The organism is Algoriphagus hitonicola, assembly GCF_900113375.1.
Classification (GTDB): domain Bacteria; phylum Bacteroidota; class Bacteroidia; order Cytophagales; family Cyclobacteriaceae; genus Algoriphagus; species Algoriphagus hitonicola.
The window spans coordinates 112265-127531 of the sequence record NZ_FOPC01000002.1; the positions used below are offsets into that span (position 1 = coordinate 112265).

Sequence of the window (15267 nt, forward strand, 5' to 3'; positions counted from 1 at the left end):
AATTTAACGAGATTTCAAAAATTAGAACTAGGCAAACAAAATTGGTTAAAAAATTCCTCTAAAATTTTGCTCTTTTCTTTTCTTTTCTTTTCTTTTCTTTTCTTTTCTTTTCTTTTCTTTTCTTTTCTTTTCTTTTAAAGAAAATAATCCATCATGAAAAGTTCAATTTTGATCAAATCATTACTTGCAATTTTTGTAATTCCTTTACTTTTTTCCTGCGCAAACGGGAAAACGGATAGTGGGCAAAACTCTGAAAAATCCGAACCTACTCAAATCCCGATAAATGAAAACTTGACTCTTCCCCTGGATGCGGAAACTTCCTTGTGGAATTATTTCAGTCAACCGGCCATCATTGACGGCAAGCCCAAATTGATTTGGTTTAACCCCACCCGATACTCCATCGATTATTTTGATGTCAGGACTCAGACCTTGGAAAGAAAAGTTGTCTTAGAGCAAAATGGTCCCAATGCACTTCCGGGAATAGGGATGAATTCGGGAATTAAGTATGTCAATAAAGATACTGTAATTATCTATAATGGCCCCCTAAGCAGCATATTCCTTACCAATATTTCAGGTGAAGTTTATAAAAAAATCGACTTAAGTGATAATCCGTTTGGTTTTGGTTCTGTTGACTTGAAAAGTTCGATCGCCTATCGAAAAGGTAGCATTTACATGCAGCAACTCCCAATATATCCCGAAATTATCCCTGAAAATTTTAGGCCTAAATACAACAAAATCGCTAAAATAGATCTAGCCAATGGTGCGGTCGAGGAATTTGAAATCGATTATCCACCTGTGTATTATTCCGATCCAGATATTTCCAATCAATTGAAAATGATGAGCTTGGTCTACAATGAAAATACGGACAAATTCATCATTTGTTTTCCCCTGAGTGATGAGATCTTTGTTACTGACTTTACCTCTGGGATCAAACGCTATTCGGCAAAAAGTAAGTTGGTATCAGAGGTAATTCCCATCGATCGCGAAAATTCAGACATAAACCCTTCAAGCATCACTAATTTTTACTATTGGATGAATGATAGTTACGAGCAATTGATTTACAGTCCAGAGAATGACCTTTACCTCAGAGTAGCAAGAAAAGGGATTTCGGAAAATGATTTTGAAAACAGACAATTTACCAGCGATCGGGAATTTCTTGTCTTGGATAAGGATTTTAAGCTAATCGGAAACATAAAATACAACAGTTCGAATATCTTATATTACTTTCTAGATGGAAAGAATTTCTATTGGAACAAAAGTTTACAGAAATTCAATTTTGACACCGGCGTAGAAGATTCTATTTTCTTCCAAAGCAAAGTTCTGGAATTTTGAAAAGAACAAATCCTGTTTTTGACCGAATACGATCTATTTTTTGGATGGACATAAAATAATTGGGCAAAATCGAAGATTAACAGTAGATTAATGCCCGATTAGTTGATCCCCTATGAGAAAAATTGTACTCCCCAAACTCGCACTTGCTCTTACCCTAGTGAGCATGGCTGCGCTGAATTCTCAGTTTACATTAGCTGATGAATTCACTCCTCACAATCTCTTGCTGCAAAACGACAGCACCAAAAAAGACTCCCTGGACTATCCCAAGTTCAAAGAGCTTCCGCTAAAGCCGGAGCGGGAAGTGAAATTCACCACTACCGAAGGAACCTGGATGAGCCTGGATGTCAGTCCGGACGGCAAAACCATCGCTTTTGACCTGATGGGAGATATCTACACCATTCCAGTCGAAGGAGGAAAAGCCACCCCTATCACCACGGGTATCGCTTATGAAACCCATCCGAGATTTTCTCCCGATGGGGAAAAAATCCTCTTTACCTCCGACCGTGCCGGCAGCGACAATCTCTGGTACATCGATATGGTAAAAAAGGATACCGTTCAGGTGACCAAAGACAAAAATGGCGATGTGCCAGGGGCTGCTTGGTCTCCTGACGGAGATTATATCGTAGTCGCCAAAGGCCGACGCATCACCAAACTCTGGATGTATCACAAAGACGGTGGCGGAGGCATTCAGCTCAATCCTGATCCTGCCGGTATGAAAACCATCGACCCGGTAGTTAGTCCGGATGGCAAAAAAGTTTACTTTTCTCATCGAAATGGCGCATGGAACTACAATGCACTGCTTCCCCAATATCAAATCGGAACCTATGATTTGGAGGAAGGAAAAATCACTTCCATTTCTTCCCGATACGGTTCGGCATTTACCCCCACCCTTTCTAAAGATGGCAAATGGATGGCCTACGGTTCCCGATGGGATGATAAGACAGGCTTGATCATTCGAGATATGAAAACGGGCGATGAAAGATGGTTGGCCTACCCCGTACAGCGTGATGAGCAGGAGTCCATCGCTCCTCAAGGAGTATTGCCGGCAATGTCCTTTACTCCCGACAGTCAGCATTTGATAGCTTCCTACGGAGGGAAAATCTGGAAACTCCCCGTCGATGGATCATCGGCTACGGAGATCGCCTTCGAAGCTGACGTGAAGTTGGCCATGGGACCCCGATTGTATTTCAATTACGCTATCAAGGACACCACAGCCAAACTCGCCACCCAAATCCGAGATGCGGTTCCTTCTCCCGATGGAAAGAAATTGGCCTTTACCGTACTCAATCGCCTCTATGTCATGGATTACCCCGAGGGAAATCCTAAGCGAATTACAACTCACAATTTCACGGAAGCCATGCCAAGCTGGAGTCCTGATGGAAGCAAGTTGGTGTTTACCACCTGGGATGATTCAGTAGGTGGAAATTTGTACACAGCCCAGGTAAACGGAAATCCAAACGTCACAAAAATCACTCAAGAAAGTGCCTTATATATGGGTCCCGTTTGGAGTCCGAATAACCGAATTGTGGTGTTTAAAGGTCCTAATCGGGTCCAATTCGAAGCCGAAGGTCCCGGTGTAAATGGTTCGGAAGCCACACTCGTATGGATGCCTGCCGCAGGTGGAGACTTTACCAAAATCATGGATGCGGGCAACTACGGAAATGTACATTTCACCAAAGACTTGAGCAGAATCTACCTTAACGGTCCCGGAGGCACCTTACTCTCCGTGAACTGGGAAGGGCATGATGAGAAAGAACATGTGAAAATCAAAGGAATCACACCATTTGGTTCGGTAGCAGATCCGCATGCGGGCCATGACCACAGTGTAGAACTGGAGGACTTCAAATATGTCTTTGGAAAGCCGATTTCCACTGCTTCGGTTTTGAACTACTGCATGCTCCCCGAAGGAGTTTCTGCCCAGGAACCTCAAATGCAGCCTGCCAGTGCCAGCACCATTCTGATGGCTCCTGAAGGCAATAAAGCGCTCGCCCAAGTCAACAATAACGTGTACATCGTCACCGTACCCCAAGTCGGCAAGACGCCAACCATCAACGTGGGCGAACCCAAATCAAGCAATTTCCCTTCGCGTCAGCTCACTGAGATCGGTGGAGAATGGCCGGCCTGGGAAGCCAATGGCAAAAAAGTTCATTGGTCGCTAGGCAATGGGCACTGGGTTTACGATATCGAACAGGCTGAATATATTGAGGATTCGGTCAAAGCAGCCAAAAAAGCCAAAATGCTCGCTGAGGCGGATAGTGTATCCAAGCTGAAAGCTCAAGGAGAAGAAGCGGTAAAACTGGCTGATTCATTAGCTAAAGCCGAGAAAAAACGAATCGATTCCCTTTTCAAAGCAGATAAAGCGTTGGCCAAAGCAGACAGCATTCATAAAGCTGAACAGAAAGAAAAGGAAAACTACAAACCTGATGAAAAACAAGTAAAAGTCTATTTTGCCAAGGACACGCCTAAAGGCTCCATCCTTTTAAAAAATGCCCGAATCATCACTATGGATGGAGATCGGGTCATCGAAAACGGGGATATTTTGATCGAAAACAACCGAATCAAATCCATCGGAGAAACCGGCACCTTGCAAGCTGGCAGTGCCGAAGTGGTCGATGTCAGCGGCAAAACCATTTCACCGGGATTTATCGATACGCATGCGCACATGTGGCCGACTTGGAATCTGCATAAAAACAGCGTTTGGATCTATGCGGCCAATTTGGCCTACGGGGTGACGACCACCCGAGATCCGCAAACGGCCACCACCGATGTCCTGACTTATGCCGACATGGTCGAAGCGGGGATAGTCCCCGGTCCTCGCGTATATTCGACCGGTCCGGGAGTGGGCTATTGGATGTACAACCTCAAGTCAGAAGAGCAAACCAAAAATGTCCTGAAGCAATACTCCAAATACTACAATACCCAATACATCAAAATGTATTTGGTCGGAAATAGACAACATCGACAATGGGTCATCATGGCGGCCAAAGAGCAGGAACTCATGCCAACTACCGAAGGTGGCTTGGATTACAAACTCAACATGACGCAGCTTTTTGACGGCTATCCGGGCCATGAGCATTCGATTCCGATTTATCCGCTTTATTCCGATGTCACCAAAACAATTGCCGAAAGTAAAATGGCAGTGACCCCAACCTTGTTGGTTTCCTACGGAGGCCCTTGGGCGGAAAATTATTTCTACACTACCGAAAGCCCACTTCACGACCCCAAATTGAATCGCTTTACGCCGTATAACGAAATGAATTCAAAAGCTCGCCGAAGGGTCGGAGGACTTGGGGGTTGGTTTGCTCCGGAAGATCACGTATTTGAAGATCACGCACGAGGTATCAATGACATCGTCAAGCAGGGCGGCTTGGCCGGTGTAGGTTCACATGGTCAGCTTCAGGGTTTAGGTTACCATTGGGAACTATGGTCGGTAGCTAGCGGAGGAATGAGTCCAATGGATGCCCTACGAACTGCTACCATACTTGGGGCTGAAGCGCTAGGTTTAGATCAAGAATTGGGAAGTATAGAAGAAGGCAAATTGGCGGATTTGGTCATCATGGATGGAAATCCCCTTGAAAATATTCGAAACACCAATACTATTTCTCATGTGGTGAAAAACGGAAGGCTTTACGATGGGAATACACTCGATGAAATCCTTCCCAATCCACGAAAACTGGATGTCAGTCCTTGGACCAAACCTGCGCCTACGGTAACTACCGAGTTGAAGTATTAAAAATTGAAGTTTTTCGAGTACAATCAAAAATAAAAATGCCCACCTCAAGTTTGGAGGTGGGCATTAATTTGATTTTATTACTTACGAGTTTGTACTTATAGATAATGAAAACCAGTTCAAGCTCATTTCTACCTCTTGCTCCCGATGCTAAAAAGCCTAAAACAAGTTGATTGGAAGTCGATTTTTTCTTTCTCTTCCCTAGCCTTCACGGTAGTTGGAGTTGCTTTTGCGGCTATCGCCCTCGAAGCGTTTATGCTTCCCAATAAATTTTTGGATGGGGGAGTTACGGGCATCGCCATCTTGGTCAACTTGGGCTTTGGGATCAATTTAAATCTCCTGTTGGTGGTGATTAATTTACCCTTTCTTTGGATGGCCTGGCAAAAAATCGGAGAAACCTTTGCGATACAATCAGCCTTTTCAATCTTTCTTTTGGTGGGAGTACTCCATTTTTTGGAAGTTCCGGCAGTGACTGAAGACAAAGTATTGGCAGCTTTCTTTGGTGGATTTTTGATGGGAACGGGCATTGGCTTGATTATCCGTGGAGGGGGCTTGATCGATGGGTTTGAAGTCATCACCGAGTATGTACAGAAAAACTCACCGCTTTCGGCCAGTGAGATCACTATTTTCCTTAATTCCATGCTCATGCTGTCGGCAGCTTTTGTGTTTGGCATAGAGCCTGCTATGTATTCTATACTCACCTATTTTACCGCCATCAAAACCACTGACTACGTGGTTGAGGGATTTGAAGAATACACAGCGCTTACCATTATTTCTAAAGAAGACGAAAAAGTAAAAGAGCTAATAGTCAAAGAATTCAATAAGGCAATCTCAGTATATAAAGGAGAGCGGGGATATCTTCCCGAAACCTTTCATATCAAACATCCCTGCGACATCATCATGACCGTAGTGACGCGATTGGAGGTGCACCGAATCAAGCTGGCTATTATGGAAATAGACCCAAAAGCCTTCTTCTATGTCCAAACAATCAAAGAAGTCAAAGGTGGAATCATCAAAAAAGTAGGTAAAAAACATGGCTGATGGATTTTGAAGAATTAAAACATACTGTTTTCAGAGATATTCTGAAACGGCTCCCAGAATATCTGACTTATCACAGTTTAGGACATACCGAATATGTGATGGAAAAAGCCGAATTTCTCGGAAGAGTGGAGAAAATCTCCGAAAAGGAACTTTTACTCCTGAAAATAGCAGGACTCTTTCATGATACGGGATTTATCGAAAACCCCAAAAATCATGAGGAAATTGGATGTAGAATAGCTCAGGGTTATCTCAAAGACGAACTATCTGACAGAGAATTAAAAATGATATTTGGGATGATCATGGCTACCAAAATCCCCCAATCACCGCGAAATCTATTGGAACGAATTCTAGCCGATGCTGATCTGGAATACTTGGGCACAGATCAATTTGAAACCCAAGGAACAGCGCTTTTTGAAGAATTGAAACACTTCAATCCTGAACTCACAGAAACACAATGGAACGAGCTTCAACTTTCCTTTTTGGAAAAACATGAATATCACACGGATTTTTGTAAAAAATACCGCGAACCGACCAAGCAGGAAAACCTCCAGATAGTAAAAGAGATCTTAACTAAAACTTAAGACTTAACTGCTTGATAAATCAGTTCAAAAACTTCGGTTGGCTGAAGTTTTTCCTTGGAATTCAAATCTGAACCTGAAATAAAAACAGGCTTGTCCTTATCCGACTCAGGAATGCGTCCATGAGCTCCCTTCACCAAACTCGCATCCAAGGGGATCACATCCATCAAATAACGGAATCCCAATTTTTTCTTCAGCACTTTTGAGCCCACTTTGAGTAGAGGAACTTTGATATTGGGGTCCAAAACCAATTCCACCGGATCATAACCCGGCTTACGATGAATATCCACACAGCGCGCATAATCCGGCGCTTTTTGATCATCCAGCCAAAAATAATAGGTAAACCAGGAATCCTGATCCGCAACTACGACCAAATCTCCGGATCGCTCATGATCTAAACCGTACTTTTTCTGAGCCTTTTTATCCAGCACTTTTTCGATCCCCGGTGTATTTTCCAGAAGACTTTTGACTTGTTCGTACACCTTCTCATCCTGAATATGTACATGGGCTACCTGATGATCTGCTATCGCAAAAGCCTTGGAAGTCCCCGCGTCCAACGTCTCCAGGCCCAATTCGTTTTTCACCTGAATCCACCCCGCTGAGCGCAACAGCCGATTGATATGAATAGGTTTACTAACCGTGGTAATTCCATACTCGGAAAGTAGGATCACTTGCGTGCCTTGATTTTCGAAATAAGTAATCAAATCGGCGGCAACGGCATCGATCTCTTGAAGGCTTTTTCCGATTTTTTCAAAATCTATCCCATATTTCTGTAGTGCATAATCCAAATGTGGGAGATAGATCAAATTCAAAGTTGGATTGTACCATTCGTCAACCTTCTTGGCAGCATCTGCGATCCATTGGGTGGAACTGATATTCGCATTGGGCCCCCAAAAAGAAAAAAGTGGGAACTGCCCGAGCTCCTTTTGAAGTCTATCCCGTAGCTCCATGGGTTGACTGTGACAATCGGGCATTTTACGTCCGTCAGCCGGATAAAGTGGCCTCGGAGTCACCGCATAGTCTACCGTGGAGTACATATTGTACCACCAAAACAAATTGGCACAGGTAAATTCGGGATTTTCGGATTTGAGTTTATCCCAGATTTTAGAGGACTGAACCAGACGATTGGACTGTCTCCAGAATTTGATTTCACATTCGTCCTGAAAATACCAGCCGTTTCCGACGATCCCATGTTCATTCGGCATTTTTCCCGTCAAGTAAACGGACTGGGCTGAGCAGGTGACTGCAGGAAGCACTGGCTCTATGACCGAATGTTGTTTTTTATCGATCCAAGATTTCAAAAAAGGCGTATGCTCCCCGATGACTCGGGAGGAAAGCGCTACAATATCTATGACTACGGTTTTTTTCATTTATTTTTAAACTCTTTTTCAATCGTTTCCAACTGTGGAAGTTCAGATTGCAATTCATCGGGAATTATCTTTGAAGTTTGATAATTTGAAACCCCCAGCGCATTTGATAGTCCTTTGAGACTATACTCTGCTACGACGTTATTTTTCCCTTTGCACAATAATAGACCAATCGTCTCATTATCCTCATCAGATTTGAGAAAATCATTGGCCACATTTACATAAAAATTCAACTGACTGGCATCTCCAGGTCGAAATTCCCTGGCCTTTAATTCTACTACCACAAAGCATTTTAATCGGGTGTGGTAGAAAACTAAGTCAGCATAAAAGTCATCTCCCCCAACCTCAAAATGGACTTGCTTACCCACAAATGCAAACCCTTTTCCCAGTTCAAGCAAAAAATTAGTCACATGAGTGGCTAGTTGTTCTTCCACATTTCGTTCATCCGCTTTCTCACTAGCTTGGACAAAATCAAAAATATATGGATCCTTCATAAAATAATTGGCGTAATCGGAATTTACGGGAGGTAAAGTCCTTTTAAAGTTGTTGATTTTTTTTGTTGATACCTGTCGCTCAAACAAGCCGCTTTCAATCTGCATAGCCAAAATATTTCTACTCAATCCTTCTTCTAAAACATAATGCATATACCATAATCTCTTTCCCAAATGAGGTTCTTTATCCAATAGGATCACGTGATGGGACCGCGATATTTTCGAAAGAATTGACTCGTAAAAAGGACTCTCGTCTATTTCTGCAACAGCTTGTTGCAGAATTTTATCGTCTTGATTATGAGAATCTTCAATTTGTGCAACAGCTTGTTGCAAAAAATCAAAAAGAATAGATTGCATACTTAACTGAGAAGGATTTTTCAAACACATTTTTGAAGATGCCTCATTCAATTTCAAAAGAATAGGCAAAGAATACTCTAATGAGAATTTCCGGATGTAATTTAAATTTCGTGGCGAAAACCCTTTTTGATTTGGAAACTCCTTCTTTAAATCTTCACTCAACCGTTTGATTATCTGCGCACCCCAACCTTTAGTTGATTGATGATATAATATCAATTTACCCATCTTCCAATAAAGTAAAAGCATTTCCTTATTGGCGGCTGTAACAGTTCGGATTTGAGCGATCTTGATTTGTTCTTTAAAAAGTGAAAGAAGCCTTTTATAATCCTTTTCCATAGCTCAACAAAATAAATGGAATAAAAAGTTAACAAGTCTATCTCATGTTTTCAACTTTTAGTTGAATTTTAATGTTCACAACCTAGCCTTAATTACCTACACTTTACCCTATTTTCAATTGTGGAATCACCCATCCCAGCTCTCTACTGATGGTTTCTGCCAATGGCAATCGCTCCGAGGGTGGCAAAACTTCCCAAGTATAGGTCTCTACTTCAAGATGATTGCAAGTCTCAGGATGCACTTTCAAAAAATCTAAAACCTCTGAAATAACTGGGTTGGTGGATTCAAAATCCTCGTATTTTTTATTGTAAACAGGAACATGAAAATGAATCCGCCATTCCTCCTCTTCGGCTAAACGAAGATTATCCAAGGCCTCGGGAAGATCCGAGTAAGCCACTTTTTCTCCATCCACTTTGCGCCCGACCACCTGATGCAGGTAAGTGGATTCTGCAAAAGCCAAAAGTTTTGATTTCAATAGCTCACGATCCTGATTTAAATTTAACTTGAGCGCTGCCGAAAGCTGGATTTTACCCACTTGAATCCCAGCATTCTCAAACTTTGCAAAAGTCTCCGAAGGCTTTTCATAGACAATCGCAAAATGACAGACATCATAGCAAACTTGAATATGTCTAAAGATCAATTTCTCAGCTTGAGACACAGAAATTTTCAACATATCCGATAAAATTTTTGCTCCTACAGGAATCAACCAAGCTTCAAAAAGCCAGATCATTTCATCGGAGTTTTCCAAGATCCCATCCGGCTCAGGTTCAATATCCAGGTGTAAAAATTTTTCGATTTCTGATTCGATTTGAGCCAACTCAGCCACTACCTCCATCAGGTTTTGAGTAGCCGCCTGCATCACCATCGTGCGCTCAGATTCATCTTTTTGCCAATGGCGATAAGAAATCGGAGAAGTAGAAATTCCTCCATCTATCCCTTCTGGCAATAATTGGCTTAAAATCCGAAAAGATCGGATGGTATAGTTCCGACGCTCGGCCGTACTCCAATCTGGCGCATGCACCTGGTCTTTGACTACGGTACGATGAAAATCTGCGTAAGGAAATCCATTGAGAGTAAAAACATAGGCATTGGCTGAATTCAGCCAGGATTTGAATTCCGTAAGTCGATTCTCCTTTTCCAGCTCCAAGCTTGCCTCATGCGAAAGTCGCAAACCGATCCCAAAAGGACCTTCGAATTGAAGGTTTTCCCTCACTTGAGGAATATACCGACGAAGGTTGTCAAAAGTAGCCTCCCAACTTTCACCAGGATGAATATTACTGCAATAGCTGAGATGATGATTTCTGATCTGCATATCAACTGAGAATCAACTTTCCTGATTTATGCTGAAGCAAAGCCACTGATTCCTCGATTAACTCATGATCCATTTCATGCACTTCTACTCCTTTTCCGAGTTTTTCGAGGAGCATGATAGTCAACTGACCTCCAAGATGCTCCTGAAATTCCCGAAGCCCTTGAATCAGATTTTCTCCTGACAGTTCCGGCTCATAAATCGAAAATCCCAAGCCCTGAAGAAGCCCCAAAATCCGCATCAAATCCTCTTCTGAAATCCAACCTTTGAGGTGAGAATAGGCAGAATCCAAGGCGATACCTATGGCCACAGCCTCTCCATGGCGAATTCGATAATCGCTCAAATGCTCTAATTTATGGGCTGCCCAATGCCCAAAATCCAAGGGACGGGAAGATCCAAATTCAAAAGGATCCTTTCCGGCAATATGATCCATGTGCATTTTGGCACAGCGAATGATTTGGGTTTTCATCGCATCCATTTCCCGAGCCGCCATGGCTTTTTGGTTTTGCTCCAGCCACTCAAAAAAATCGAGATCCTTGATCAAAGCCACTTTGATCGCCTCAGAAATCCCTGCTCTCCAGTCTCGATCATCGAGCGTTTTGAGAAAATTAAAATCATTCAACACAGCAACCGGTGTCGTAAAAGTTCCGAGGTAATTTTTTTTTCCAAAATAATTGATGCTGTTTTTGACCCCTACTCCGGAGTCATTTTGGGAAAGCACGGTAGTGGGAATACGAATCAGCCGAATCCCGCGGTGGGAAATCGCAGCTGCAAAACCCACCATATCCAGCACCGCCCCTCCACCAATTGCCACAATGTAGGAATGTCGGTCTATCCCAAACTCATGGGTAGCACGAACGACCTGTTGATAGATCTCAGGGTCATTTTTACACTCCTCTCCGCCTGGAACCATACTCGGATCTGCGCTGAGCGAAAAGCGATCATGATGTACTTTTTGATACGTTTGAATCTGATGGATCAGATTAGGAAAAGCCTTGGCCACTCCATCATCAATGACAAAAAAGGTTTTACAGATTTTTCCTTTCTCCAGTGCATCTACAAAAAGTGAATTAGAAGGATCAAACAGATCCTCTGTGAAGCAGACCGGATACTGAAACGAAACTGCAAAAGATTGCTGAAGGATGGTATTCATACAAGGTTAATAGGTCTATTGAGGGGAAAGTTTCCGAAAGAAGTAATTTCTTTAGGTAACAGCAAATGCTTTGGCCAGCCACAAAGATAAGGGTAGAAGCAGTAAAACGATGATTCCAAATTCCCAACCTTGGAAAGCTGTCGTCAGCGAAGCATTGACGATGATTAGAGAAATTACGGCAGCCTTGACGGATTTTCCGATCAATTGAGGACTTTGGGTTCGAATCGCACGGATAAGCGGTGGAAAAATCATGTAAGCAACCAATCCCAAAAAGGGAATAACCTGCCAATAGTTCGGATTTTGGATTTTTGCCAAAAACAAAATTGCCCCTAGAATGACCAAATACATGAAAAATCCGGCAAATAAAGAGCGTCTGTTTTTTCCATGAACTTCCCCTCTGCTTACCATGGTAATCGCTGCGACATAGATCAAGGGAAGCATTCCCAGAAGCCAGACCTTTTCGAGCACCTCAGGTGCTACTGCTACTCCCAGCAGAAGGTTGCCACTTCGACAAAGCCCCATATTGATCGGCCCAAGAAACCGCTGATGTTTTCCCCAATAATCATAGACCAAAGCACAAGCGGCAACCGAAATAGCCAAAATCCCCGCCAAAAAATTCACTTGAAAAGCAGCCAAAATTCCAACAATCAACAGCAGAGAAGCCATCCAAATCGCTCTATTTTTGGAAGCCCTTCCACTGGGAATGGGGCGCTCAGGCCGCTCTACAGCATCAAGCTCCGCATCGGCGATATCATTATAAGCAACCCCTCCGGCATAGAGACCAATCGTGCTGAGAGAAAGCCAAAGTAAATTTTGCCAAAAATCTCCTTCAGCCAAAGACCAATCAGAAACCAAAAATGCCCAACCTCCGGCAATAGCAAAACCCGCCCAGATATCTGCGATCGCGGTGACCACATTAGCCGGGCGGGTGAGTTGCAAATACGCAAAAAAAGCTCTTTGCTTCATGTTAGTTTTCTACCCGATCAGAAGGTCCTTCTACTCGGGGCACCTGACCTCCACGGAGAACGGAATTGCCTCCTAGTTTTTTGGTCTGATCAATTGGTGGGGCGCTCAACCAATCATTCTCGTCCATCTGACCGGAAAGTGAAAAGGCGGTCAGGGCGTTTCGGTACGTAACGAGCTCCACATGCTCCTCGGGAATACCCATTTTTCGCATTAGGTCTGCCGTTTTTGGTACTGCCAATGGATCCGAAATCCCCCAATCCGCAGCCGAATTGACGATAATTCGCTCAGGTCCGTATTGTTTGACGATTTCGACCATACGCTCCGAACCCATTTTGGTATGGGGATAGATAGTAAACCCGGCCCAATATCCCCGATCCAGGACTTCTTTGACCGTTTCCTCGTTGTTGTGGTCCACGATGACCCAGCCTGGATCCATTCCATGCTCCTCTGCCACATCCATGGAGCGATAGGTTCCTTTTTTCTTGTCCCGATGCGGAGTATGAATCAACACCGGCAAATCCACATCTTTGGCCAGCTCTAGCTGCTCGCGATAAAAACGGTCTTCGGCTTCCGTCTGATCATCGTATCCGATTTCACCGATAGCCACGACTCCTTCTTTTCCTACATAAAGTGGAAGTAATTCCATCACCTGCTCCGCCAGGGCAATATTATTGGCTTCTTTGGAATTCAAGCCCATGGTGCAATAGTGAACAATCCCAAACTGACTCGCCCGAAAACGTTCCCAACCAACCAGCGTACTGAAATAATCCTTAAAACTTCCCACTTCTGTCCGAGGCTGCCCCAGCCAAAAGGCAGGCTCGATGGTCGCTACGATTCCAGCTTTTTGCATGGCCTCGTAATCATCCGTTGTCCGGGATACCAAGTGAATATGTGGATCTATATATTTAGCCATAATTTCTGTTTTTAATGCTGTTCAGTTTTTTTTTATCAAACGCGGGAATCCTGGTATTCTTTCCCGATTTTTTGCCAAGTGATTTGTCCAGACTCCACTTGAGCGAGTAGATCTGGATAATCGGCCAATAAGGCTTTTGCGGGAGCAAAATCACTTTCATAGAGGGTCAAAACCCCTCCCGCTAATTCCAAGTCATCGGTCGAATTCAATACCTTTTCAAGATCAGCAAGGTATTGATCATTCATAAAAGGAGCAACCAAGCGCCAAAGCTCAGGCATGACGTTTCGTCCCGCAGCCCAGCGCTCATGCGCAAAATCAGATGCGATCTCGGCCAAGGCTGAATTTCTTCGCTCCTCCAACCCCTGAATTCGGTAAAGCGGACGCTGCATAAAGACTGCCTTGAGCACGAGTTGATTCCAATTGGCTTCGGGGAAATAGCTTGCCGGATAGGGATTATTCAAAGCAACAGCATCGAAAATTAGCGTCATATTCGTCCGGCAACCGTCAATCGCCCGCGTAAGCAAATCCTCTTGGAACGGCAAAATGGGAAGTGCGGCAAAAAGCGCATGCTGCTCATGCATATCGGCGGTTTCGAAAAGCTGATTCATCGCTGAAAACCAGCTCTCTTTTTCTTGAGGCAAGTTCAATAAAAGAAATGATCTCGCCGCTTGAAGCCTATTCCAATGTGCTGGTTCAAAAGCCGACACCAATTGATCTACTTGAATTTTTTCTTGCTCACTGAGTATAAGCAAATCTTTTGAGAAAAAGCGGGATGCTTGGCTGAAAGCCAGAAAAAGGGGAGTTGAAGAATTGGATTCCTGTATTTTTTGAGCTTTCTGCTTGAGCCATTGGATGGATTTTTCTTCCGAGTTAGCCTCTAGGGCTTGGATCAGAAAGTTTCGGATTTCCAGATGTTGGTTCATCGGTTAATTGGGCTTTTGGAACTGTAAATTAACTCTTCAAAAATTAAATTCCATTCGAATTGGGAAGAGTGGAAAGGAAAAAAGAGGATCTCTGACAAAAATCAGGTAATTGAAGAAAAGTTAGTCCTTTCAGTTACAAAAAGCATTTCAAACTCATGCAGGAAATTTTGAAATTCGACTTGATTTCATGAATTAATTTTTTTTGTAAAGAAATAGACGAAAGCCAAAAGCACTGACTTTTAACCGTATAGAGTCCAAGACTGAAAAAAATCAACTAATAATTTTGACTTACAGCACTTGAAGCCCTAGTTTTAACCTTATTTTCTTTCATATTTTAATTACATTTTGCAGTGAAAAAATCATTAATTAAATCAGTTTTATTTGGATCCACCTTGCTTTTTTTTGGCAGTTGTGCTAGCCATAGTGCTTTTACAGGAAATTTGAATTCTCAAAACACGCAAGTCATCCTTTCCGAAAAAAATTATGAGGTAAAAGACCGAGTGGAGGGAAAAGCAAATGCCACTTATGTATTTGGTATAGGTGGACTTAGTAAAAAATCACTCCTCGAGTCTGCCAAAAATGAAATGTATCAAAATGCAAATCTTAAAGGAGGATCAAAGGCTTTGATAAATGAAACGTTCTCTACCAAAACTTCCTTCTTTTTGTTTTTCTGGAAACATCAGGTCAATGCTTCGGCAGATGTCATAGAGTTCACCAAATAACCTTACAAAGCTAGGTTCAAGTTGGCTTTTTTGGAATTATAGTTTCCGC

At 43.0% G+C, this 15267-nt stretch carries 12 protein-coding genes; 5 read left to right on the top strand and 7 right to left on the bottom strand.

The window, feature by feature from the left end:
• Window positions 1–153 precede the first annotated feature (153 nt).
• From BM043_RS03275 to BM043_RS03290, 4 genes are all read left to right on the top strand, one after another.
• Window positions 154–1332: a DUF4221 family protein gene (locus BM043_RS03275; protein ID WP_092788836.1), complete on the top strand. Its 1179-nt coding sequence runs from the start codon at window positions 154–156 to the stop codon at window positions 1330–1332.
• Between the two features lie 112 nt (window positions 1333–1444).
• Complete coding sequence (locus BM043_RS03280) at window positions 1445–5065, top strand: amidohydrolase family protein (RefSeq protein ID WP_092788837.1); 3621 nt, start codon at window positions 1445–1447, stop codon at window positions 5063–5065.
• Window positions 5066–5209: 144 nt separating this feature from the next.
• Window positions 5210–6103, top strand: coding sequence for a YitT family protein (locus BM043_RS03285; protein WP_092788838.1), 894 nt, complete (start codon window positions 5210–5212; stop codon window positions 6101–6103).
• Window positions 6103–6684, top strand: a complete 582-nt coding sequence (locus tag BM043_RS03290; protein WP_092788839.1) for an HD domain-containing protein — start codon at window positions 6103–6105, stop codon at window positions 6682–6684. The genes BM043_RS03285 and BM043_RS03290 overlap by 1 nt, the downstream gene beginning before the upstream one ends.
• On the opposite strand, the gene BM043_RS03295 is transcribed toward BM043_RS03290, so the two are convergent.
• From BM043_RS03295 to BM043_RS03325, 7 genes are all read right to left on the bottom strand, one after another.
• The gene (locus BM043_RS03295; protein ID WP_092788840.1) at window positions 6681–8051 is read right to left on the bottom strand and encodes an alkaline phosphatase family protein; all 1371 of its coding nucleotides are present in this window, start codon (window positions 8049–8051) and stop codon (window positions 6681–6683) included. The two genes, BM043_RS03290 and BM043_RS03295, sit on opposite strands and share 4 nt — an antisense overlap.
• Window positions 8048–9232: a PDDEXK nuclease domain-containing protein gene (locus BM043_RS03300; RefSeq protein ID WP_092788841.1), complete on the bottom strand. Its 1185-nt coding sequence runs from the start codon at window positions 9230–9232 to the stop codon at window positions 8048–8050. Before BM043_RS03300 ends, BM043_RS03295 begins: the two co-directional genes overlap by 4 nt.
• Window positions 9233–9335: 103 nt before the next feature.
• Window positions 9336–10544: a metabolite traffic protein EboE gene (eboE, locus tag BM043_RS03305; RefSeq protein WP_092788842.1), complete on the bottom strand. Its 1209-nt coding sequence runs from the start codon at window positions 10542–10544 to the stop codon at window positions 9336–9338.
• 1 nt (window position 10545) lies between these two features.
• On the bottom strand, window positions 10546–11694 hold the full coding sequence (locus tag BM043_RS03310; RefSeq protein WP_092788843.1) for a 3-dehydroquinate synthase: 1149 nt from the start codon (window positions 11692–11694) through the stop codon (window positions 10546–10548).
• A 51-nt stretch (window positions 11695–11745) separates the two neighbouring features.
• Window positions 11746–12660 carry a UbiA-like protein EboC gene (gene eboC, locus BM043_RS03315; protein ID WP_092788844.1) on the bottom strand — a complete coding sequence of 305 codons (915 nt, stop codon included), beginning with the start codon at window positions 12658–12660 and terminating at the stop codon, window positions 11746–11748.
• Between the two features lies 1 nt (window position 12661).
• Entirely contained in the window at window positions 12662–13573 is a 912-nt protein-coding gene (locus BM043_RS03320) for a TatD family hydrolase (protein WP_092788845.1), read from the bottom strand.
• Window positions 13574–13608: 35 nt separating this feature from the next.
• The gene (locus BM043_RS03325; protein ID WP_092788846.1) at window positions 13609–14496 is read right to left on the bottom strand and encodes an EboA domain-containing protein; all 888 of its coding nucleotides are present in this window, start codon (window positions 14494–14496) and stop codon (window positions 13609–13611) included.
• A 350-nt stretch (window positions 14497–14846) separates the two neighbouring features.
• Between BM043_RS03325 and BM043_RS03330 the strand changes: the two genes are divergently transcribed.
• Window positions 14847–15218 (top strand): DUF6567 family protein, encoded by a 372-nt coding sequence (locus tag BM043_RS03330; protein WP_092788847.1) that lies wholly within the window; start codon window positions 14847–14849, stop codon window positions 15216–15218.
• Window positions 15219–15267: the final 49 nt, after the last annotated feature.